19 protein-coding genes and 2 pseudogenes are annotated in these 21414 nt (G+C 72.6%); 16 read left to right on the top strand and 5 right to left on the bottom strand.

Annotation, left to right across the window (positions count from 1 at the left end):
* Nucleotides 1–244 precede the first annotated feature (244 nt).
* From ACWGKQ_RS06180 to sucD, 4 genes are all read left to right on the top strand, one after another.
* Nucleotides 245–1084, top strand: a complete 840-nt coding sequence (locus ACWGKQ_RS06180; RefSeq protein ID WP_453290674.1) for a hypothetical protein — start codon at nucleotides 245–247, stop codon at nucleotides 1082–1084.
* Nucleotides 1085–1316: 232 nt separating this feature from the next.
* The gene (locus ACWGKQ_RS06175; protein WP_453290673.1) at nucleotides 1317–1553 is read left to right on the top strand and encodes a hypothetical protein; all 237 of its coding nucleotides are present in this window, start codon (nucleotides 1317–1319) and stop codon (nucleotides 1551–1553) included.
* A gap of 450 nt (nucleotides 1554–2003) precedes the next feature.
* Entirely contained in the window at nucleotides 2004–3185 is a 1182-nt protein-coding gene (gene sucC, locus ACWGKQ_RS06170; RefSeq protein ID WP_391373125.1) for an ADP-forming succinate--CoA ligase subunit beta, read from the top strand.
* Nucleotides 3186–3211: 26 nt separating this feature from the next.
* Nucleotides 3212–4096, top strand: coding sequence for a succinate--CoA ligase subunit alpha (gene sucD, locus ACWGKQ_RS06165; RefSeq protein ID WP_046733150.1), 885 nt, complete (start codon nucleotides 3212–3214; stop codon nucleotides 4094–4096).
* Nucleotides 4097–4250: 154 nt separating this feature from the next.
* Here sucD and ACWGKQ_RS06160 read toward each other — a convergent pair whose 3' ends face one another.
* Nucleotides 4251–5093 carry an RNA polymerase sigma factor gene (locus tag ACWGKQ_RS06160; protein WP_453290672.1) on the bottom strand — a complete coding sequence of 281 codons (843 nt, stop codon included), beginning with the start codon at nucleotides 5091–5093 and terminating at the stop codon, nucleotides 4251–4253.
* A 96-nt stretch (nucleotides 5094–5189) separates the two neighbouring features.
* On the opposite strand from ACWGKQ_RS06160, the gene ACWGKQ_RS06155 reads away from it, so the two are divergent.
* Entirely contained in the window at nucleotides 5190–6905 is a 1716-nt protein-coding gene (locus ACWGKQ_RS06155) for a cell division protein PerM (RefSeq protein WP_453290671.1), read from the top strand.
* A gap of 18 nt (nucleotides 6906–6923) precedes the next feature.
* On the opposite strand, the gene ACWGKQ_RS06150 is transcribed toward ACWGKQ_RS06155, so the two are convergent.
* Nucleotides 6924–7679 (bottom strand): hypothetical protein, encoded by a 756-nt coding sequence (locus tag ACWGKQ_RS06150; RefSeq protein ID WP_453290670.1) that lies wholly within the window; start codon nucleotides 7677–7679, stop codon nucleotides 6924–6926.
* Between the two features lie 345 nt (nucleotides 7680–8024).
* On the opposite strand from ACWGKQ_RS06150, the gene purN reads away from it, so the two are divergent.
* A complete protein-coding gene (gene purN, locus ACWGKQ_RS06145; RefSeq protein ID WP_350788185.1) occupies nucleotides 8025–8654 on the top strand; it encodes a phosphoribosylglycinamide formyltransferase in 630 nt (209 codons plus the stop codon).
* The gene (gene purH / locus ACWGKQ_RS06140) at nucleotides 8651–10222 is read left to right on the top strand and encodes a bifunctional phosphoribosylaminoimidazolecarboxamide formyltransferase/IMP cyclohydrolase (RefSeq protein WP_453290669.1); all 1572 of its coding nucleotides are present in this window, start codon (nucleotides 8651–8653) and stop codon (nucleotides 10220–10222) included. Before purN ends, purH begins: the two co-directional genes overlap by 4 nt.
* A gap of 80 nt (nucleotides 10223–10302) precedes the next feature.
* On the opposite strand, the gene ACWGKQ_RS06135 is transcribed toward purH, so the two are convergent.
* Nucleotides 10303–10893: an RDD family protein gene (locus ACWGKQ_RS06135; RefSeq protein WP_453290668.1), complete on the bottom strand. Its 591-nt coding sequence runs from the start codon at nucleotides 10891–10893 to the stop codon at nucleotides 10303–10305.
* 229 nt (nucleotides 10894–11122) lie between these two features.
* On the opposite strand from ACWGKQ_RS06135, the gene ACWGKQ_RS06130 reads away from it, so the two are divergent.
* The 8 genes from ACWGKQ_RS06130 to ACWGKQ_RS06095 all read left to right on the top strand — a co-directional run bounded on the left by ACWGKQ_RS06130 (nucleotide 11123) and on the right by ACWGKQ_RS06095 (nucleotide 18930).
* The gene (locus ACWGKQ_RS06130; RefSeq protein WP_453290667.1) at nucleotides 11123–11986 is read left to right on the top strand and encodes a bifunctional methylenetetrahydrofolate dehydrogenase/methenyltetrahydrofolate cyclohydrolase; all 864 of its coding nucleotides are present in this window, start codon (nucleotides 11123–11125) and stop codon (nucleotides 11984–11986) included.
* Complete coding sequence (locus ACWGKQ_RS06125; RefSeq protein ID WP_453290666.1) at nucleotides 11967–12392, top strand: DUF3017 domain-containing protein; 426 nt, start codon at nucleotides 11967–11969, stop codon at nucleotides 12390–12392. Before ACWGKQ_RS06130 ends, ACWGKQ_RS06125 begins: the two co-directional genes overlap by 20 nt.
* A 227-nt stretch (nucleotides 12393–12619) precedes the next feature.
* The gene (locus ACWGKQ_RS06120; RefSeq protein WP_453290665.1) at nucleotides 12620–13324 is read left to right on the top strand and encodes a helix-turn-helix transcriptional regulator; all 705 of its coding nucleotides are present in this window, start codon (nucleotides 12620–12622) and stop codon (nucleotides 13322–13324) included.
* A 188-nt stretch (nucleotides 13325–13512) separates the two neighbouring features.
* Nucleotides 13513–14676, top strand: a complete 1164-nt coding sequence (locus ACWGKQ_RS06115; RefSeq protein WP_453290664.1) for a sensor histidine kinase — start codon at nucleotides 13513–13515, stop codon at nucleotides 14674–14676.
* On the top strand, nucleotides 14673–15350 hold the full coding sequence (locus ACWGKQ_RS06110; protein ID WP_453290663.1) for a response regulator: 678 nt from the start codon (nucleotides 14673–14675) through the stop codon (nucleotides 15348–15350). Before ACWGKQ_RS06115 ends, ACWGKQ_RS06110 begins: the two co-directional genes overlap by 4 nt.
* A gap of 312 nt (nucleotides 15351–15662) precedes the next feature.
* Nucleotides 15663–16133 (top strand): helix-turn-helix domain-containing protein, encoded by a 471-nt coding sequence (locus ACWGKQ_RS06105; RefSeq protein ID WP_453290662.1) that lies wholly within the window; start codon nucleotides 15663–15665, stop codon nucleotides 16131–16133.
* Between the two features lie 344 nt (nucleotides 16134–16477).
* Complete coding sequence (locus tag ACWGKQ_RS06100) at nucleotides 16478–17524, top strand: DUF2690 domain-containing protein (RefSeq protein WP_453290661.1); 1047 nt, start codon at nucleotides 16478–16480, stop codon at nucleotides 17522–17524.
* 416 nt (nucleotides 17525–17940) lie between these two features.
* Complete coding sequence (locus ACWGKQ_RS06095; protein ID WP_453290660.1) at nucleotides 17941–18930, top strand: malate dehydrogenase; 990 nt, start codon at nucleotides 17941–17943, stop codon at nucleotides 18928–18930.
* Between the two features lie 89 nt (nucleotides 18931–19019).
* Here the strand turns inward: ACWGKQ_RS06095 and ACWGKQ_RS06090 are convergent, their stop codons facing one another.
* Both ACWGKQ_RS06090 and ACWGKQ_RS06085 read right to left on the bottom strand, forming a co-directional pair.
* On the bottom strand, nucleotides 19020–19706 hold the full coding sequence (locus ACWGKQ_RS06090; RefSeq protein WP_453290659.1) for a siderophore-interacting protein: 687 nt from the start codon (nucleotides 19704–19706) through the stop codon (nucleotides 19020–19022).
* A 38-nt stretch (nucleotides 19707–19744) separates the two neighbouring features.
* A pseudogene (locus ACWGKQ_RS06085) lies at nucleotides 19745–20581 on the bottom strand (MFS transporter); the annotation flags it as partial.
* Between ACWGKQ_RS06085 and ACWGKQ_RS06080 the strand changes: the two are divergent.
* A pseudogene (locus ACWGKQ_RS06080) lies at nucleotides 20581–21378 on the top strand (LysR substrate-binding domain-containing protein); the annotation flags it as partial. The pseudogenes ACWGKQ_RS06085 and ACWGKQ_RS06080 sit on opposite strands and share 1 nt — an antisense overlap.
* Nucleotides 21379–21414 lie beyond the last annotated feature (36 nt).

Raw genomic sequence — 21414 nt, 5'->3', positions numbered from 1 at the left:
CGCCCGGGAGGAGGGGCGGAGGGTGACTTGTCGACTCGGCGATGTACGGCACCGGTGGTCAAAACGGACATGACTACCCATCGGTAACGAGGGGCTTGCGCAACCTCGGGAGTCCCGTGCAAGGATCGAAGTCTCCACTGGTCTTTCACCGGCCTTCACGCCGTTGGGCCACCTCTGCTCTGTTCCGCCGCACGGGAGGGTCCTCCCCGTCTTGACCTCGCCAGCAGTTCTGCCCGGTGCCGCCGTGCGCGTGTTGCGTACGGCGCCGGGGCGGCGTGCGCTGCAACTGGCGCTGCTGGTCGGCGGACTGCTCGCGCTCGGCTTCCTCTGCGGGCAGCAGGCGCAGGCGGCCGAGGGCGCGCCCTCGACTCCGTCGCCGACGTCGGTCGTGACCCAGAAGGTGCCGCTGCGGGACGTGGTGACGCCTCGTCGGGTGCCGGAGACGCGGAAGCCCGTCACCAGGGCGGTGCCGGTGGTGCCTGTCGTGGCGGTGGCGCCGGTGGTGGACAGCGTCGGCGAAGTCGTCCGGTCCGTGACCGGCACGGTGACCACTCCGGTCACCACGGCCCTGACCGACACGCTCGTCGAGACGGTGCGGCAGGTGACGGAGCTGCCCGTGGTGCAGGTGCCGCAGCTTCCCGTCGTCTCCGAGCCGCCCGTCGAGTCGGCCCCGGCACCGGTGACGCCGGAGCCTGCGCCCGGTCCCGCGCAGTCGCGGACACCGGTCACGCACGACACCGGGCACAAGACGTCCCGTACGGAGACGGCAGCGGCGGCGACCGCCGTCGTGTCGTACGGGCCGCGGATCACCGCCGTGACGCTGACGCCCGACAGGGCGGTGCACGTCGGCGGCCACCGTGCCGCCCGCGCCGCCGACGCACCCGCGCACCGCGCGCCCGCCGGGGACCCGGACGGCGTGCTGGGCAAGGCGGCGGTCGACGGCACGGCCTCCCGGCACGGTGACGCGCACGTCGTGACCTTCGCCGACCGGGCGCCGCTCAGGCTCGTGCCCGGTGCCGCCGCGCGCCTCGACGCGGCCGGGACCCGGGACAGGTACCGGGACATCCCCCTCTTCCCCGGCTAGGACCGGCGACCACCTTCCCCGCCACAGACCTGTCGCGCGGGGGCGGAACAGGTCTGCCCGCCCGTCCGGACCCTTGCGGATCCCCCTTCTGGACTCCGTGAGCACGTCTCGGTTCCCCTGCCGAGCGCTCCGGGCGGCGATGTCCCCAGCCGTGCTTCCGGTCTCACGGAAGCTCTCCCGGCTTCTTGTGCGCGTGGCGAACGCGCCGGAGCCCCGAAGGACTGACATACGCATGAACGAGTACATCGACCGTTCCAGGGCCGCCCGGATCCGCGGCACCCAGGCCATCCAGGGCGCCCGTGCGGCCCGCGCCGCGACGGCGACGGCCAGGGCGCAGGCTGTCGCCCGAGCTCACGCCCAGGCCCTCCAGAACCGCGCGGCGACCATGCTGATGGACACCGCCCCCGGCCACCTCCCCCACCCCTCGGCCGGTACTGCCACGACCCCGGAGGCTGGCCGCGGGGCCTAGGCCCGCGTGACCGGCTTTCCGTGACTCCGTGGGTGGCTCGGTGCGGGCGGCCGAATGCCGTCGGTCCGTCCGGCCGGAAATCCCACGGTTCGGGCCGGCCCTCCCCTGTGGGGCGGGGTGCGGCTGCCCGGCCCGAGGACCGGAAATCCTCGGGACCTGAGGCCTCACCGGGTCAACCCCAGCCCGGTGAGGCCTCGCACATCACACGTAAGGCGGCACGCCGTGCCACGAAAACCAGGGATACCCGGCATCATGTGACAGGTATCACCGCTCAGGTGTGACTCCCGATTTAGAGACCCCCAGCGAGCGGCGATAATCTGCGAGACGGACATGCCGCGCGCTCGGACACCGTGTGCGCCCCCCTTGTGACACATGCGGACGTCACGTTGCCCTTCGCGGCACGCCCACGCATCCAACGAACCGCGAGATCACTGATAGGGACGGAAGCGCGTGGACCTGTTCGAGTACCAGGCGAGGGACCTCTTCGCCAAGCACGATGTACCGGTGCTGGCCGGTGAAGTCATCGACACGCCTGAGGCGGCGCGCGCGATCACCGAGCGTCTGGGCGGCAAGTCCGTCGTCAAGGCGCAGGTGAAGGTCGGTGGCCGCGGCAAGGCCGGTGGCGTCAAGCTGGCCGCCTCCGCGGACGAGGCCGTCGCCCGGGCGACGGACATCCTCGGCATGGACATCAAGGGCCACACGGTCCACAAGGTGATGATCGCCGAGACGGCCCCGGAGATCCTTGAGGAGTACTACGTCTCCTTCCTCCTCGACCGTGCCAACCGCACCTTCCTCTCCATCGCCTCCGTCGAGGGCGGCATGGAGATCGAGGAGGTGGCGGCCACCCGTCCGGACGCCGTCGCCCAGACCCCGATCAACCCGATCGACGGTGTGGACCTGGCCAAGGCCAAGGAGATCGTCGCCGCGGCGAAGTTCCCGGCCGAGGTCGCCGACAAGGTCGCCGACGTCCTGGTCACGCTGTGGGACACCTTCATCAAGGAGGACGCCCTCCTCGTCGAGGTCAACCCGCTCGCGAAGGTCGCCTCCGGTGACGTCATCGCCCTCGACGGCAAGGTGTCGCTGGACGACAACGCCGAGTTCCGCCACGCGGACTGGGCGGAGCTCCACGACAAGGCCGCGGCCAACCCGCTGGAGGCCGCCGCCAAGGAGAAGAACCTCAACTACGTCAAGCTCGACGGCGAGGTCGGCATCATCGGCAACGGCGCGGGTCTCGTCATGAGCACCCTGGACGTCGTCGCGTACGCCGGTGAGAACCACGGCGGCGTCAAGCCCGCCAACTTCCTCGACATCGGTGGCGGCGCCTCCGCCCAGGTCATGGCCAACGGCCTGGAGATCATCCTGGGCGACCCCGACGTCAAGTCGGTCTTCGTCAACGTCTTCGGCGGCATCACCGCCTGCGACGAGGTCGCCAACGGCATCGTGCAGGCCCTGAAGCTCCTGGAGGACCGCGGCGAGGACGTCTCCAAGCCGCTCGTCGTCCGCCTCGACGGCAACAACGCCGAACTGGGCCGCAAGATCCTCACGGACGCCAACCACCCGCTGGTGCAGCGCGTCGACACCATGGACGGCGCGGCCGACAAGGCCGCCGAGCTGGCAAACGCCGCCAAGTAAGCACACAGGACGAGGACAAACACACCATGGCTATCTGGCTCAACAAGGACAGCAAGGTCATCGTCCAGGGCATGACGGGCGCCACCGGCATGAAGCACACCAAGCTCATGCTGGGCGACGGCACCAACGTCGTGGGCGGCGTGAACCCGCGCAAGGCCGGTCAGAAGGTCGACTTCGACGGCACCGAGGTACCGGTCTTCGGCACCGTCAAGGAGGCCATCGAGGCCACCGGCGCCAACGTCTCGGTCATCTTCGTGCCGGAGAAGTTCACCAAGGACGCGGTCGTCGAGGCGATCGACGCCGAGATCCCGCTGGCCGTCGTGATCACCGAGGGCATCGCCGTGCACGACTCGGCGTCGTTCTGGGCGTACGCCGGCAAGAAGGGCAACAAGACCCGGATCATCGGCCCGAACTGCCCCGGCATCATCACCGTCGGCCAGTCCAACGTCGGCATCATCCCGGGCGACATCACCAAGCCGGGCCGTATCGGCCTGGTCTCGAAGTCCGGCACGCTGACGTACCAGATGATGTACGAGCTGCGTGACATCGGCTTCTCGACCGCCGTCGGCATCGGTGGCGACCCGATCATCGGCACCACGCACATCGACGCGCTCGCCGCGTTCGAGGCCGACCCCGACACCGACCTGATCGTGATGATCGGTGAGATCGGTGGCGACGCCGAGGAGCGGGCCGCGGACTTCATCGCGAAGAACGTGACCAAGCCGGTCGTCGGCTACGTCGCGGGCTTCACCGCGCCGGAGGGCAAGACCATGGGTCACGCCGGCGCCATCGTCTCCGGTTCGTCGGGCACCGCCCAGGCGAAGAAGGAGGCCCTGGAGGCCGCGGGCGTCAAGGTCGGCAAGACCCCGACCGAGACGGCGAAGCTGGCCCGCGAGATCCTGGCCGGCTGAACAGCTGCGTGACTGAACGCCGGTAGGCCCGTCCCCGGGGTGGGGGTGGGCCTACCGGCGTTTTCGCTCGCCCGCGCTGGCGGGGTGCCACTGCGCCCACCCGTGCCGCCCCAGCGGCACGACTGCCCGCAGTTACGTTGTCAGGGGCGCCCCGCTATCTCGCCACCGGCACCAACCTCTCCGGTCCGTTCTCGGCTGACTTCCGCAGCTTCGCCTGCAGCGCCCGCTCCCCGGCGGACAACGGCCCCAGCCCCACCTCCGCCGGTACCCCGCTGATCGCCTGGGCCGGGCCGACCGGGGCCTCGTAGTGCGTCGGTGCCGTCCGCAGCGTGAGGGTGGTCGCCGCGATGATCGTCGCCGTGAAGGCGATTGCGGACCGGGTCCAGAAGCGGCTCTGCCGTTCGGCGTACGTCCGCACGGCGGGCGGCTGGGACGCCCGCAGCCGCTCCGTCGAGGCCAGTTCGGCGAGCCGCCGGTGCAGCGCGGCCGGGTCGGCGAGTTCCGGCACCCGGTCGGCGACCAGCCGCCGCGCCCGGGTCAGCCGGTTGGCCGCCGCAGGCGTGCTCGCCTCCGTCTCCGCCGCGGTCTCCGGCAGGTCGAGGCCGACGCCGTCGTACAGCAGGAGCGTGCGGCGGTACGTCGGCGGCAGCTTCAGCAGCGCGTCCAGGAGGGCGCGGTCGGCCGCGTCGGCCGGCGGGGGTTCGGGGTGGCGGTAGCGCAGGCGGAACCGGTGCCAGGGGGAGAGCGCGCACTCGTGCGCCACCGCCCGTACCCAGCCGGCCGGGTCCCGGTCCCGGGCCACCTGCGGCCAGTTCTGCCAGGCGAGTTGGAAGGCCCGCTCGACGGCCTCCTGCGCCAGCTCCCGGCGGCCGGTGAGCAGGTAGGTCTGCCGGACCAGGGCCGGGGCGCAGAACGCGTAGAGCGCGTCGAAGGCCTGAGCGGGCGTCAGGGCGGGGGACGGGCCGGCCTCGTCGGCACGGGCAGGGCTCTGCGTCATGGCGCACACCTCCCTACGAAAAAACACATAAACATATATTGGGCGACACTTCGGCTGTTCGCCGGTTACGACGGGAAAGCGCGTGTCGTTGGGAGCATGGCGGTCGTGATTCGGAAGACCGCCCGCCGGCCGTCGTTGTCGTCCCGCCGACCGTCGTTGGCACCTCTGCTCGACCGGGTGCGCGACCGGGTGCGCGACCGCTCCCCGGGACTGGGCGCCAGCCTGGCGGCCGGTGCGCTCGCGGCCGGGCTCGGGCTGGGCTCGTTCGCCGTACTGGCGATCGCGCTCTGGGTCAGCTCGCCGTACCCCGACAGCGGTCCGGGCGGCGCGCTGCACGTCGCGGCCGCGCTGTGGCTGCTCGCCCACGGCGTCGAACTGGTCCGCACCGACACGCTGTCCGGGGTCCCGGCCCCGGTCGGGGTGACGCCGCTGCTGCTCCTCGCACTGCCGGCGCTGCTGGTGTACCGGGGCGCGCGGGACGCGGTGGACGCACCCGACGGCACCGACGCCGACGCCGAGGCCGACGCACCGCCGCCGGTGCGTGCCCATACCGCGTGGACCGGGGTCGTCGCCGGCTACCTCGGCATCGGCGGCTGTGCCGCGCTCTACGCGTCCGGCGGCGAACTGCGGCCCCAGTGGGCCTGGGTGGCGGTGTGTCTGCCGCTGCTCGCGGCGGCCGCGGCGGGCGCGGGGGTGTGGACGGCGTACGGCCGTCCGCGTGAACCGCTGCTGAGCCTGGTGCCGATGCTGCCGGGAGCGGTACGGCGACGGCTGCTGGGGCGGGACACGCGGGTGCGGTGGGCCACGGCCCTGCGCGCGGCCCTGGCCGGGACGGCCGTGTTCTTCGGGGGCGGGACGCTGCTGCTGGCGGTGTCGCTGGTGGGGCACGGCGACGCGGCACGGGCGTCGTTCCTCCAGCTGACGGAAGGCTGGTCGGGCCGGTGCGCGGTCCTGCTGCTCTGCGTCGCGCTGATCCCGAACGCGGCGGTGTGGTCGGCGTCGTATGCCGTGGGCCCCGGCTTCGCGCTCGGCGCCGGGCATCTCGTGAACCCCCTGGCCTCGGCTCCGGCCCCGCTGCTCCCGCCCTTCCCGCTGCTGGCGGCGGTGCCGCGGCACGGTCCCGGAACTCCGGTGAACTGGCTGGCCGGGGTGGTACCGGTGGCTGCCGGGCTGACGGTGGCGTGGTTCGTGGCGGCGCGGGCCGCCAAGCGGCGCTGGCCGGCCGGGCGCACGGCCGGGGTGGCCGCGCTGGCGGCGCTGCTGTGCGCGGTGCTGCTCGCGGCGCTGGCCGAGCTGGCCGGCGGCCCGCTGGGCGTCGGCGCGCTCACCCGCTTCGGCCCGCTCTGGTGGCAGACGGGCGCGGCGACCGGCGCCTGGCTCCTCGCGGTGGCCGTACCGGGAGCCCTGGGACTGCGGACATGGCGGAGCGCGGGCGCCGCCTCACTCGCCGCCTGGCTGGGATTCGCGAGGCGGAATCCGGCGGGAAGCCCGGCCGCGGAGAAGGAGAGCCGTACGCCGGTCGCCCCGGCCCCGGGTTCCGCCCAGACGCCGGGTTCCGCCTCGGCCCAGGTCTCCGCGCAGGTCCCCGGCTCCGCCTCGGCCCCGGCCTCGTTCGTGATCGTCGGGCTGCTGCCCGACCAGGGCGACGGCGACGCGTCCGAGCGGTACGAGGCGCTGCCGGCCGAGCCGCACGACGCGCTGCCCGCCGACCCGCTGGCCGGCACCTGGGAGGACGAGGCGGCACGCAAGGCCCGCTGGGCGGCGTTGCAGAAGCTGTCCGAACCGGCGGCCGAGGAGACCGACGGCCCCTGACTCCCGCCGGTCGTCCCGTCAGCTGTTGCCGCTGCCCAGGACCCCGCGCAGCTCCTGCGGCAGCAGGTGGTCGCAGGACTGCTTGGCCTCGTTGGTGAGGGAGTCGGTGACGCACGTGTAGTAGTCGCGGTAGACCATCTGGGCCGTGAAGTTGGCCGCCACCAGGGCCAGCGCCAGGGACGCCGTGACCAGGCCGCTGATCGCCGCCGTGGTCTGGGGGCGGCCGGTGGCGGCCTCGTCGGGGGTGCGGGGCTTGGCGCGGAGCGCGCTCACGCCCCAGTAGACGGCCAGGGCGCCGAGCAGCAGCGCCACGTACGGCCAGCTGAAGAGCGCGAAGAGGAAGGCCCACATGCCGCACAGCAGGGCGTACCGCGCCCGGCGCTGGGCCGGGTCGGTCGGGTCCCAGCGCATGCCGGGGCCGCCGGGCCCGCCGGGACCGCCCTGACCGCCGTCGTCCGGGCCGCGGTCGGGACGGTTGCCGAAGCCGCCGGGCTGCCGGCCGGGCTGGCGGTCGCTCCACTGACTGCCCCACGGCGCCTGCCGGTCGTCGTCACCGGCCGGGCGGCGCGGCCGCCAGGGCGTGTCCGGGGTGCCCTCCGGCGGCGGGGCGAAGGGGTTGTCGTCCTGCTGGTCGTCCTGCTGGTCGCCCTTCGGCCGGTCCGAGGGTGCGTCCGGCGGCGAGGCCGGCCGCTCCCGCAGCAGCACGGCAGCGCGCGTGCCTCCCTGTACCGACTGCGGGGGGAGCATGCGAAGTCCCAGGCTGCGGTCCGGCATCAAATGAGCGTCTTCCCCTAGATCAAGTTGAACAGAACAGAGCTGATGGATCGGGTGGATACGGCTACGGACGGCTGCGGGTGATCGGCACGGCAGCCGAAACGACCGCCTACCTCGTGAACGCGCCGTATCCCGGACGCGTTCCCGCCTCGGTACCTAACCAGACGCTACCTTCCGGCCACGCCCCCGTCCCGTGGGGGCCGCCCGGTGTGCCGGTATCGTTGCTGACGGTCGGCCGCTTCGTAGACTTCCCCGTATCCCGGGGCGCGAAGCACTCGTACGAATGTACAAAGCGCGGACGAGGCCGGCCGCCGTACCGACGCTCCCCCGAGAAAGGGCCCCGCCGTGGCCGCCAAGCCCGTGGCCAAGCGCCTCGTCGTGCTGGTCTCCGGATCCGGCACCAACCTCCAGGCGCTCCTCGACGCGATCGCCGAGAACGGCGTCGAGGCCTACGGCGCCGAGGTCGTCGCCGTAGGCGCCGACCGGGCCGGCATCGAGGGGCTCGCGCGTGCCGAGCGGGCCGGGATCCCGACCTTCGTGACCAGGGTGAAGGACTTCGGGACCCGCGAGGAGTGGGACCGGGCGCTGGCCGACGCCGTGGCCGCCCACGCACCCGACCTGGTCGTCTCCGCCGGGTTCATGAAGATCGTCGGCAAGGAGTTCCTGGCGCGGTTCGGCGGGCGGACCGTCAACACGCATCCCGCCCTGCTCCCCAGTTTCCCCGGGGCCCACGGTGTACGGGACGCGCTCGCGTACGGCGCCAGGGTCACCGGCTGCACCGTCCACTTCGTCGACGACGGCGTCGACACCGGACCGATCATCGCTCAGGGCGTGGTGGAGGTCCGGGACGAGGACGACGAGAGCGCTCTGCACGAGCGCATCAAGGACGTCGAGCGAAGGCTGCTCGTCGAGGTCGTGGGGCGGATCGCCCGCAACGGCTATCGCATTGAGGGACGAAAGGTAGTTATCCAGTGACCGCCACCGCCGAGAGCAACAAGCGGCCCATCCGGCGCGCGCTCGTCAGCGTCTACGACAAGACCGGGCTCGAGGAGCTCGCCCGCGGACTGCACGAGGCCGGTGTCGCGCTCGTCTCCACCGGCTCCACCGCCTCCCGTATCGCCGCCGCGGGTGTCCCCGTCACCAAGGTCGAGGAGCTCACCGGCTTCCCGGAGTGCCTGGACGGCCGGGTCAAGACCCTGCACCCCAAGGTGCACGCCGGCATCCTCGCCGACCTGCGCCTGGCGGACCACCGGCAGCAGCTCGAAGAGCTCGGTGTCGAGCCGTTCGACCTCGTGGTCAGCAACCTCTACCCGTTCCGCGAGACCGTCGCCTCCGGTGCCACGCCCGACGAGTGCGTCGAGCAGATCGACATCGGTGGCCCCTCCATGGTCCGTGCCGCCGCCAAGAACCACCCCTCGGTCGCGATCGTCACCAGCCCCGCGCGGTACGCCGACGTCCTCGCCGCGGTCGCCGACGGCGGCTTCGACCTCGCCACCCGCAAGCGGCTCGCCGCCGAGGCCTTCCAGCACACCGCGTCCTACGACGTGGCGGTCGCGAGCTGGTTCGCCTCCGAGTACGCGCCCGTCGACGAGTCGCAGTTCCCCGACTTCCTCGGTGCCACCTGGGAGCGCGAGAACACCCTGCGCTACGGCGAGAACCCGCACCAGCCGGCCGCGCTCTACGTCGACGCCAGTGGCGGCGGCCTCGCCAAGGCCGAGCAGCTGCACGGCAAGGAGATGTCGTACAACAACTACACGGACACGGACGCCGCGCGCCGTGCCGCGTACGACCACGACGAGCCGTGCGTCGCGATCATCAAGCACGCCAACCCCTGCGGCATCGCGGTCGGTTCGGACGTCGCCGAGGCGCACCGCAAGGCGCACGCCTGTGACCCGCTGTCGGCGTTCGGCGGGGTCATCGCCGTCAACCGGCCGGTCAGCAAGGAGATGGCCGAGCAGGTCGCGGAGATCTTCACCGAGGTCATCGTCGCGCCCGACTACGAGGACGGCGCCCTGGAGGCCCTCGCCAGGAAGAAGAACATCCGGGTGCTGAAGGCGCCGGGCGCCCCCGCCAACCCGGTCGAGGTCAAGCCCGTCGACGGCGGTGTCCTCCTCCAGGTCACCGACCGCCTCCAGGCCGACGGCGACGACCCGGCCAACTGGACCCTCGCGACCGGCGAGGCGCTGAGCGCGGCGGAGCTGGCGGAGCTGGCCTTCGCCTGGAAGGCCTGCCGGGCGGTGAAGTCCAACGCCATCCTGCTCGCCAAGGACGGCGCCTCGGTCGGCGTCGGCATGGGCCAGGTCAACCGCGTCGACTCCGCGAAGCTCGCCGTCGAGCGGGCGGGGGAGGAGCGGGCGCGCGGCTCCTACGCCGCCTCCGACGCCTTCTTCCCGTTCCCCGACGGTCTGGAGATCCTCACCGCGGCCGGCGTCAAGGCCGTGGCGCAGCCGGGCGGTTCGGTCCGTGACGAACTCGTCGTGGAGGCCGCGAAGAAGGCGGGCGTGACGATGTACTTCACCGGCACGCGGCACTTCTTCCACTGAGCCGCCGCGTAAAAGACGCAAACACCAGGGCCGTGTCCCCCTGTGCGGGGACACGGCCCTTGGAGTACCGGAGCGACCGCTCAGTTGCTGCGGATCACGATCGTGCCGCAGACCTTGTCGGCGAACGTCTGGCGCTTGGCGTCCCACGCCGGCCACAGCCAGCCCAGGTAGCAGGCGAGGCTGTCCAGGAAGTGCGCGATACGGCGCACGAAGGCCATGCCGACGCCGATCGGCTGGCCGGTGGCCTCCTTGACCAGGCGGATGCCCAGCGCCTTCTTGCCGACCGTCTGGCCGGTGCGGCCCTCCATGATCAGCTGCCAGATGGCGACGCCGAGGATGGCGAGGACGCCGATCGCCCTGATCGCCGCGTTGTTCCTGCCGACGATCACGATGATGTACGGCACCAGGAAGACCAGGCCGTCGACGATCGTGCCGCCGAAACGCTGACCCCAGTTCGCGTACGGCGGCGTCGCGCCGTAACCCTGCTGCGGGTAGCCGTAACCGCCCTGCTGCGGGTAGCCCGGCTGCTGGGGGTAGCCGTAGCCCTGCTGCGGCGGCACGCCCTGCGGGGCCTGCTGGTAGCCGGGCTGCTGCGGGTAGCCGTAGCCGGGCTGACCCTGCTGGGGGTCCTGCGGCTGGCCGTAGGGGTTGTTGGGCGCGCCGAAACTCATGACGGGTTTCCTCCGTTTGACCTGCGGGGACGACGCGGACAAGGACGGAGGTACGTCATGAACTGAGCGGTTTTGCCCCCCACCGGACCGCGATACTGCGCGCTCATCGTTAAGTACGTGCGGGGTGTTGTCCAGTCCGATTAGCGATGTGTTGTGCAAGTGCAACATCATTGATCATGACCGCACACCCGACTGGAACCGGGAGACCGGCATCCGCGAGGATGGACCCATGACCGCCCAGATTCTCGATGGCAAGGCCACCGCAGCCGCGATCAAGTCCGATCTGACCGCCCGCGTGGCGGCGCTGAAGGAGAAGGGCGTCACGCCCGGCCTCGGCACGATCCTCGTCGGGGACGACCCCGGCAGCCAGAAGTACGTCGCCGGCAAGCACCGCGACTGCGCGCAGGTCGGCATCGCCTCCATCCAGCGCGAACTCCCGGCCACCGCCACCCAGGAGGAGATCGAGGCGCTCGTCCGCGAGCTCAACGACGACCCCGCCTGCACCGGCTACATCGTCCAGCTCCCGCTGCCCAAGGGCATCGACGAGAACCGCATCCTGGAACTGATGGACCCGCACAAGGACGCGGACGGCCTGCACCCCATGAACCTCGGCCGGCTGGTGCTCGGCGAGCCGGCGCCGCTGCCCTGCACCCCCAACGGCGTGCTCACCCTGCTGCGCCGGTACGGCGTCGAGATCAAGGGCGCCGAGGTCGTGGTCGTCGGCCGTGGCGTGACCATCGGGCGCCCGATGCCGCTGCTGCTCACCCGGCGCAGCGAGAACGCGACGGTGACGCAGTGCCACACCGGTACGCGGGATCTCGCCTCGCACCTCAAGCGCGCGGACATCATCGTGGCCGCCGCCGGTTCCCCGCACCTGATCCGCCCCGAGGACGTCAAGCCGGGCGCCGCCGTCCTCGACGTCGGTGTCTCCCGCAACGCCGACGGCAAGATCGTCGGCGATGTGCACCCCGGGGTCGCCGAGGTCGCCGCCTGGATCTCCCCGAACCCCGGTGGGGTCGGGCCGATGACCAGGGCGCAGCTGCTCGTCAACGTGGTCGAGGCGGCGGAGCGCAGTGTCGGTGCGGGGGAGTGAGGCCGGCGGGGCGCGCCGGACGACCCGGCGCTTCCCGCTGTTCACCCGGGACACGGCACGCCCCGAAGGGGGCGGCAGGGCCGCGTCGGGGGATCTGCCGGCGCCGGCCCGGCAGTGGCCGATGCTGGTCGTTCTGGCGACCGTCGGGGTCGGGTTGCTGCTGACCTCGCTGGACCAGTTCCGGGTCGGTGCGCTGCTGGTCGGGGCGGCGTTGCTCGCCGGGGCGGTGATGCGGTGGATACTGCCGAGCGTCGGGATGCTGGCGGTCCGGTCGCGGTTCACGGACATCGTGACGTACGGGGTGCTGGGGCTGGCGATCGTGCTGCTGGCGTTGATGGCGCAGCCGAAGCCGTGGCTGGTGATCCCGTATCTGAAGGACACGCTGCATTTCACGATGAAGAGCTAGCGGGTTTGGGCGCGGGTGGGTGGGGGCTGGTCGCGCAGTTCCCCGCGCCCTATCGGGGCGCTGATGCGCGGGGCGCTGATAGGTCGGCGTTCGCAGTGGTGCCGGCCACCGCGAACGCCCGTACGTCAGCTGTAGTCGAGGACCAGCAGCCGGGAGCCACCTGGTCCGAGCCGCGCCCGGGGTGCCCGGCTATCTTCGAAACGACGGCACCGTCGAGGCGGAGGAACATGATGGACAGCGAAACCAGCCCCGTGTCCTGGTCCGCCGAGGCCGACGCCGAGGCCGACCGGGTGCTGGCCACCGCCCGGCAGCTGGTGCCCGGGATCCAGGCCACGTTCGGGCGGATCTGCGAGGTCGTCCTGCACGACTTCCGGCGCGGGGACCACTCGGTCGTCGCGATCACCGGCGACGTGACGCACCGCGAGGTGGGGTCGCCCATGAGCGCGATCGGGCTGTCGCTGCTCCGTCAGGGCGAGGCGGCCGAGGACAAGCTCAACTACGTGACCCGGCTGCCCGACGGGCGGGTCATGAAGTCGACCACGATGCTGCTGCGCCTCGCCGACGGCAGGGTGACGGGTGCCCTCTGCATCAACCTCGACGTGACGCAGCTGCGGATGTCGTCGATGCTGCTGAACGAGGTCATCGGCGAGAACGGCGAGGCCACCGCCCCGGAACCGCAGCCGGTCACCTTCGGCAGCGACGCGGAGACCGTCATCGAGTCGGTGCTCGCCGAGGTCGAGGGGCAGCTGGGCAAGCCGCTGACGCACCTCGCCACGGCCGAGTGGCTGTCGGTGTTCAAGACCCTCGACGAACGGGGGGTCTTCCAGCTCCGCCGTGCCGTGCCGATGCTGGCCGGCCGGCTGGGGATCTCGCGCGCGTCCGTCTACAACTACATCGGCAGGCTGCGCGACGGGACTCCCGCCGGCACCTGACCCGCGGGCACGTCCCCTTTCCCTGCGGCCCGCACCTCCCCCGGTGGGTGCGGGCCGTCCCCCCCCGGGTTCGAAGGTAGGGAACCGGGCCCGTCCGCGAATCCCACCCCAGGTTGAACCCCCTACAACTTCCGCGGTACGCCCGGCGGATGACTCGTCGTCCCCGAGCCCGGCGTTACGCTGCGGCGATGCGACCGCGCCAGCCGCCCCCACTCGTCGTCGACACGCTGATCGCGTGCATGACGGTCGTGATGGCCGTGTTGCTGGGGCGGGAGTCGCCCGCCCAGGGCTGGCCGCAGCTCGACGCGCGGGCGTACGCGCTGATCGGGCTTGCGCAGCTGCCCGTCGCCCTGCGCGGACGGTGGCCGGTCGCGGTCTTCGCCGTCATGCAGGGCGCCTCGGTCGCCTATGTCAGCCTCGGCTTCTGGCCCGTGGTGTGCACCTTCGGCTCCATGCTGGCGCTGTACACGATCGCCTCGGTACGGCCGGTCCGGGTCGCCGTCGGCTGCGCGGCCTGCATGACCGGCATGTGGCTGTACGCGGGGCTCGTCACCGACGACTCCTCGATGCCGTCCGTCGTCACGCAGGCACTGCTGTACTCCTCGGTGCTGGTCTGGTTCGGGCATCTCGCGCAGCGGTCCGCCGCGCTCACCCGGCATCTGCGGGCCGAGCAGACCGAGCGGGCGCGGCGGGCCGTGGTCGAGGAACGCGGGCGGATCGCACGGGAGTTGCACGACGTCGTCGCCCATCACATGTCGGTGATCTCCGTGCAGGCGGGGCTCGCCCGCTTCGTCTTCGAGTCCGATCCGGCAAAGGCGCGCGGCGCGCTCGGCACCATCGCCGACACCAGCGGGGAGGCCCTGGACGAGCTGCGCCGCATGCTCCAGGTGCTCCGGGACGAGGACCCGCGGGCCGCCGAGCGCGCTCCCATGCCGACCCTGGAGCGGCTGGCCGAGCTCGTCGACCGGGTGCGGGCCGGCGGATTGCCCGTCGAGTTCGGGGTCGAGGGCACGCCACGGCCGCTGCCGCCCGGTGTCGAGCTGTGCGCCTACCGCGTCGTCCAGGAGGCGCTCACCAACGTCCTCAAGCACGCCGGCCGCGCCCACGCGCGCGTGCTGCTCCGGTACGGGCCCCACGAGCTGTCCGTGTCCGTCCTCGACGACGGGGAGGGGGTGAATCCGGACAGAATGCGAACGGGCGCCGGACATGGCTTGATCGGTATGCGTGAGCGGGCCAAGCTCTACGGCGGGGCGATCAGTGTCGGCCCACGCTCCGAGGGCGGCTTCGCGGTCGAGCTGACCCTGCCGACCTCGGCCGCACTCGCACGGCGGGGGGACGACCGTACCGGATGACCAGAGTGCTCGTGGTCGACGACCAGTTCCTCATCCGTGCGGGCCTGGTGGGCCTGCTGGAGGCGGCCCCCGGGTTCGAGGTGGCGGGGGAGGCGGGGGACGGTGCGGAGGCGGTGCGGCTGGCCGCCGAGACCCGGCCCGACGTCGTCCTCATGGACATCCGGATGCCGGGGGTCAACGGCATCGAGGCCACCGAGCGCATCCTCGCCCAGGCGGCCGGGCCCGCGCCCCGTGTCCTCGTCCTCACCACCTTCGACCTCGACGAGTACGTGTACGGCGCGCTGCGCGCTGGCGCCTCGGGGTTCCTCCTCAAGGACTCCGGCCCCGAACGGCTGCTGGCCGCCGTCACCGCGGTGGACGGCGGTGACGCCCTGTTCGCGCCCAGCGTCACCCGGCGCCTGGTCGAGGCCTTCGCCCACCGGCACGGGCCCGGCCCCGACGCCGGACCGCCGCCCGACCTCGACGTGCTGACCTCCCGCGAGATCGAGGTCCTCAGGCTCACCGCACGCGGTCTGTCCAACCTGGAGATCGCCGACCGCCTCTACATCAGCGAGGCGACCGTGAAGACCCACCTCAACCGCACCATGACCAAGCTCGACCTGGGCAGCCGCGCACAGGCGGTGGTGGTGGCGTACGAAACGGGTCTGGTGACCCCGGGCGGACCGGCCGACTGACCGCCGACCGACCGCTGACCGGGCCGCCAACCGTCGGCGATCCGTCGGCGATCCGGCCGTACGGCTGCCCGAAGACTGGCCGAAAGGCGGTCCGTCCCCTCCCCCGAGCAGGACGGACCGCCGTCCGGAATCAGCCTTCCCGTCGGGCGGCGGCTGTTCAACGGCTGTCCGTCGGCTGTGGCAGAGAGGTGACACTTCCGCTACGGGCCGCCCGCACTGCCACTGCCTGCGGGAACCGTCCGGCCGCCGCCCGTCGTCACCCGCTCTGAACTGGCAACGAACTGGCAACGAGGCAAGCCGTGGAGGTGTGTGATGGGCGGCTGGCAGCCGCTGCCGGAGGGGCTCCCGCCGGAGGTACGGCACTTCGTGGAGCAACTGCGGCTCATCAAGGACGACACCGGCCTCAGCCTGGTCGCGCTGGGCGCCCGCACCGCGTACAGCAAGTCCTCCTGGCAGCGCTATCTCAACGCTGTGCAGCCGCCGCCCCGCCAGGCCGTCGTCGCGCTGTGCCGGGTCGCGGGCCTGGCCGGCGCCGACGCCGAACGGCACGCCGTGCGCTGGGAACTCGCCGTCCAGGCCTGGCCGCGCCCGGCGGCCGCGCCGGACCGCCCGCCGGGCGCCGGGGAGCCCGAGGGGTACGAGGACGATCCGACCCTCCCGTGGTGGGACCGGCCGGACCCGGACCCGGCGCTCCGCCCGCACGGCCGTCTCCTGCTGTACGCGGTCCTGTTGCTGCTCGCGCTGCTCCTGGTGGCGGTCGTCGGTGCCGTGGCTCTCGGGTGAGCTGTGGGCCCTGTGATCTGCGAGGTCACGGCTGGATGACCGGTGTGTCGATGTGTTGACAAGTTCGCGGATATGTCACGAAGCCGACCCACACGCGGGCTAACGTGTCCAATCTGGACGAGCCGGGAGCCCGTTGGACCGCGGGGCGGGCGGCGTGCGACGGTGCATGCCGGACGGGCCGATGCTCCTGTACGCCCCCTGCCCGGCGGCTGACTTCCGGGACCTCCGCATCCCGGTGGGTAGCCAGAACGGGGACCGGCGCGGGGGGCACCGCGCAGGGGAAACGCGGGAAAGACACGGCACCGAACCGGGGGAAAGAGGACCGGGGGAAGAGGGGGGAAGCAATGCCTCGTTGGAAAGCCCTGCCGGATGAACTCGATCCGCAGGTCAAGGAGTTCGCGACCCAGCTGCGGCGGCTCGTGGACCGCAGCGGGCTGAGCGTCGCGGCACTGTCCGACCGCACCGGCTACGCCAGGACGTCCTGGGAGCGCTATCTCAACGGCCGCCTGCTGGCGCCCAAGGGCGCGGTCGTCGCGCTCGCCGAGGTCACCGAGACCGATCCCGTCCACCTCACGACCATGTGGGAGCTGGCCGAACGGTCCTGGAGCCGTTCGGAGATGCGCCACGACATGACCATGGAGGCGATCCGGATCTCCCAGGCGCGGGCCGCGCTGGGGGAGTTCGGGGCGCCGCCGGCCACCTCCGCGACCACCGCCACCGCCGACGGCAAGGCACCGCGCCGGGCGGGCGGCGCCGTGGCGATGCCGGGGATCGCCGGCCCGGCGGGCGTCTCGCCCACCATTCCGCCGCAGCCGACCGCACCCGACGCCAACCGTCGCGAGGGCACCGGTGGCCGCGGCCCGGCCGCACCCCCGCCCGCGGCCCCGCCGGGCGGCGGCAGGCGGCGGCTGACGATGTTCCTCGCCGGGGTCGTCGGCGTGGTCGTGGTCATCGCCGCGGTCCTCTTCCTCACCGGGGGCGACGGCGGCGGGAAGAAGAACCAGGGCAACGGCGCTTCGGCCACCCCGTCCACCGGCACCAGCAGCGGCCTCCCGGCCGGCGTGAAGTGCTCGGGCGCCGGCTGCACCGGCAAGGACGCGGAGGCCATGGGGTGCAGCGGCGACCTGGTGACCACCGCCAAGACCGTCACGGTCGGCGCGACCACCCTGGAGGTCCGCTACAGCAGGACCTGCGGCGCCGCGTGGGGCCGTATCACCGGGGCCGCCCAGGGCGATTCGGTCAAGGTCACGGCCGGCACCACCACGGAACGCGGCGACATCACGGCCGCCGGCGACACGATCGCGTACACGCCGATGGTGGCGGTGCGGGACGCGGCAGCGGCGAAGGCCTGCGCCACGCTGGCGTCGGGGCGGACGGGGTGCACGACGTAGACCCGGAACAGCCCGTCCGGCGTTCGAGGACGAGGCCGAAGGCCGACAGCGGGGGTCCGGGGGCGGCGGCCCCCAGTGCCTCGCGACAGTGCCGGCGCCGTCGAAGAAAGTCGGCGGCACACAGGAATGCCGGCCTCCATCCTGGGCACGCGGAAGGTATCCCCCCACGGGAGTCCGGAAACGGTACCCCCGAGTGGCGGCCGCCCTGTCTCACCCTCTCCCGGACAGGCGGCCGCCTCTTTCGTGGGGGAGTTTTGTGGGGTGAGCCACACCGACCCCTCGCCCTCCGGCATCCTTGATGCGCGATAGCCTGACCGGTGGATCTCTTGATACCAAGAGATCGATCATTTGTACGTCCGCACCCCAGGGCACCCAGGGCAAGGACGCCCACCGCCAGCTGTCATACGGAGAACGCCATGACCCGCACTCCCGTGAACGTCACCGTCACCGGCGCGGCCGGCCAGATCGGTTACGCCCTGCTCTTCCGCATCGCCTCCGGCCAGCTGCTCGGCGCGGACGTACCGGTCCGGCTCCGCCTCCTGGAGATCACCCCCGCGCTCAAGGCCGCCGAGGGCACCGCCATGGAGCTCGACGACTGCGCCTTCCCCCTCCTGGCGGGCATCGACATCTCCGACGACCCGAACGTCGCCTTCGACGGAGCCAACGTCGCCCTCCTGGTCGGCGCCCGCCCCCGTACCAAGGGCATGGAGCGCGGTGACCTCCTGGAGGCCAACGGCGGCATCTTCAAGCCGCAGGGCAAGGCCATCAACGACCACGCCGCGGACGACATCAAGGTCCTGGTCGTCGGCAACCCGGCCAACACCAACGCCCTGATCGCGCAGGCCGCCGCGCCGGACGTACCGGCCGAGCGCTTCACCGCGATGACCCGCCTCGACCACAACCGCGCGCTGACCCAGCTCGCGAAGAAGACGGGCTCGACGGTCGCCGACATCAAGCGGCTCACCATCTGGGGCAACCACTCCGCCACCCAGTACCCCGACATCTTCCACGCCACGGTCGCCGGCAAGAACGCCGCCGAGGTCGTGAACGACGAGAAGTGGCTGGCCGAGGAGTTCATCCCGACCGTCGCCAAGCGCGGCGCGGCCATCATCGAGGCCCGTGGCGCCTCCTCCGCGGCCTCCGCCGCCAACGCCGCCGTCGACCACGTCCACACCTGGGTCAACGGCACCGCCGACGGCGACTGGACCTCGATGGGCATCCCGTCGGACGGCTCCTACGGCGTCCCGGAGGGCCTGATCTCCTCCTTCCCGGTCACCACCAAGGACGGCGTCTACGAGATCGTCCAGGGCCTGGAGATCAGCGACTTCTCCCGCGCCCGCATCGACGCGTCGGTGCAGGAGCTGGCGGAGGAGCGCGACGCGGTCCGCGCCCTCGGCCTCATCTGAGCCTCCCGCGCACAACGGGCCCCGTTCCGGACTCCTCCGGAACGGGGCCCGTTCCCGTCTGCGCGGCAGACAGCGGTGCTCCTGGGCGGTCACTCCATCCCGCGCTTGCCCGGCGTCCAGAACGGCTTGGTCAGCACCGCCCGCCGGTCCCATCCCGCCTCCTGGACCAGCACCTTCCGCACCGCCTGCACGGCCCGCGCCTCCCCGGCGACGTAGGCGACCCCGCCGGGTTCGGGAGCGAGCCGCCGTACCGCCTCCGGCAGTGAGGTCTCGGTCCTGAGCAGCCAGTCGAGGCGCTCCGCGTGGCGCAGGGGCAGCCGGTCCGCGGCCGTCTCCGTCTCGACGCACCCGGAGATCAGGGCCTCTTCGGGCAGCGCCGCGAGCATCGCGCCGAAGGCGACCGCGGCCGTCTCGTCGCCGACGAAGACGTGGTGGGCGGCGTCGGGCCGCAGCGTGAAGGTGCCCTCAGGCCTGCGCAGCCGGACCGGCTCGCCCGCCTCGACGGTCCGGCCCCACCGGGCGCCCGGCCCGCCCTCGGAGTGGTCGAGGACGCACAACTCGACCACGCCGGACGGGTCGTAGCGCCAGACCGAGTACGTCCGCAGGGTCAGGCCGGCGACCAGGACCCGGACCTGCTGGCCGGGCCGGACGTCGAGGCCGGCGAGCTGGTCGCCGTCGATGCGCAGGCGGCGCATCCGGGCGGTGATCTGCTCGGCCTCGGTGACGGTGCCGCGCAGGGTCAGCAGGTCGAGGACGGGGTTCAGGAGGGCGGGCATCGGGGCTCCTCAACGGGCCGTAGTGTGCGGGGAGTTGCTCAGGCGCGGGTAGAACGCGATAGTACGCGTTCCGGATCGGACGCGATAGTGCGTGTCGGGGTACGGCCGCCGTGACCGGCCACCACGAGCGCCGTCGCCGCGAGGACCAGCAGCGCGACGGTGCGCAGGGCCGGGCCCATCCCGGAGGCGAGGTCGCCGTGCGCGGACAGGACCGTGCCGGTGACCGCGACCCCGAGGGCCGCGCCGGTCTCGCGGGCGGTGGTGCCGAGCCCGGAGCCGAGGCCCGCCTGGTGCGGCGGGAGCGAGCTGACCACGCCGAGGGTGAGGGCGGGCATGGACAGACCGGTGCCCACCGAGATGACCAGCAGCCAGCAGGCGTACGTCCAGTAGGGCGTGGCCGCGTCGACGGTGGACGCGCCGAGCAGCCCGAGGCCGATCAGGGCGAGCCCGGCGCCGACGACCGCGCGCGGGCGGCCCGCCCAGCGGGCGGCGAGCCTCGGGACCAGGGCCATGCCGATCGTCAGCGGCATGATCGCGACGCCGGTCACGGCCGCGTCGTAGCCCTTCACGCCTTGCAGGTACTGCGAGTTGACGAAGAAGAGCGAGAAGAGGCCGAAGAAGCCGGCCGCCGTGCCGAGGGACGCCGAGCGCAGCCGTGCGGAGGCGAAGACGCGGGGGTCGAAGAGGGGGCGCGGCGAGCGCAGGGCGTGCGCGGTGAAGAGGGCGGTCAGTACGGCGCCCGCCGCGAAGGAGCCGACGATGGGCGCCGACGTCCAGCCGTACGTCGTGCCCTCGATGATGCCGAACAGCACCGCCACCAGGCCCGCCGTCAGGAGCAGGGTGCCGAGCGGGTCGAGGTTGCTGTGCGCGGAGCGGCCGGATCCGCCGGGCCCTCGGCGACCCGGTGCTGGTGCGCGCCGGGCGCCGGATGGTGCCGACCCCGCACGCCCTGGCCGTGCGCGCCGAGGTGAGCGCGGTGGTGGAGCGGGCGCGGGCGCTGTTCGCGCCGGGCCGGGACACCGATCTGCGGACCGTCTCCCGGACGTTCACGATCATCGGCCCCGACGCGATCGCCGGCACCCTGGCCGCCGCCCTCTTCGCCCGGGCCGCCGCGGAGGCGCCCGGGATCCGCATCCGCTTCCTCGCCGAGGCCCATGTGGACCTGCCGTACCTGCGGCAGGGCACGGCCGATCTGGAGGTCGGGGCGATCGACACCACCGCGCCCGAGGTGCGGGTGGAGCAGCTCCACGAGGACCGCATGCTCGGCGTCGTACGGTCCGGACACCCGCTGCTGGCGGGCGAACTGACGCCCGAGCGGTACGCGACCGCGGCCGGTCATCTGAACGTCTCGCGGCGCGGCAAGCTGCACGGCCCCGTCGACACCGCGCTGGCCGAACTGGGCCTGGAGCGCCACGTGGTGGGCAGCGTCGGCACGTTCCCGGCCTCCCTCTTCGTGCTGCGCGGCTCCGACCTGATCGGCCTGATCAGCTCCTGGGGGATCCCGCTGGCCGCCACCCTGGGCCTCGCCACCTTCGAGGTCCCGCTGCCGCTGCCGCCGATCCCCCTCGGCCTGGCCTGGCACCCGCGCCACGACGCCGACCCGGCGCACGCCTGGCTGCGGCGCTGCGTGCGGGGGCTGATGACCGGGGGATCCGGGGCCGTGCCCGCCTGACGACGGCGGCGGCGGACCGACGCACCGGCCCCGCAC

This window comes from Streptomyces sp. NPDC054770 (assembly GCF_053611985.1).
Note: the sequence above shows the minus strand (reverse complement) of the source record. Positions and strands in the feature narration are given on the sequence as shown.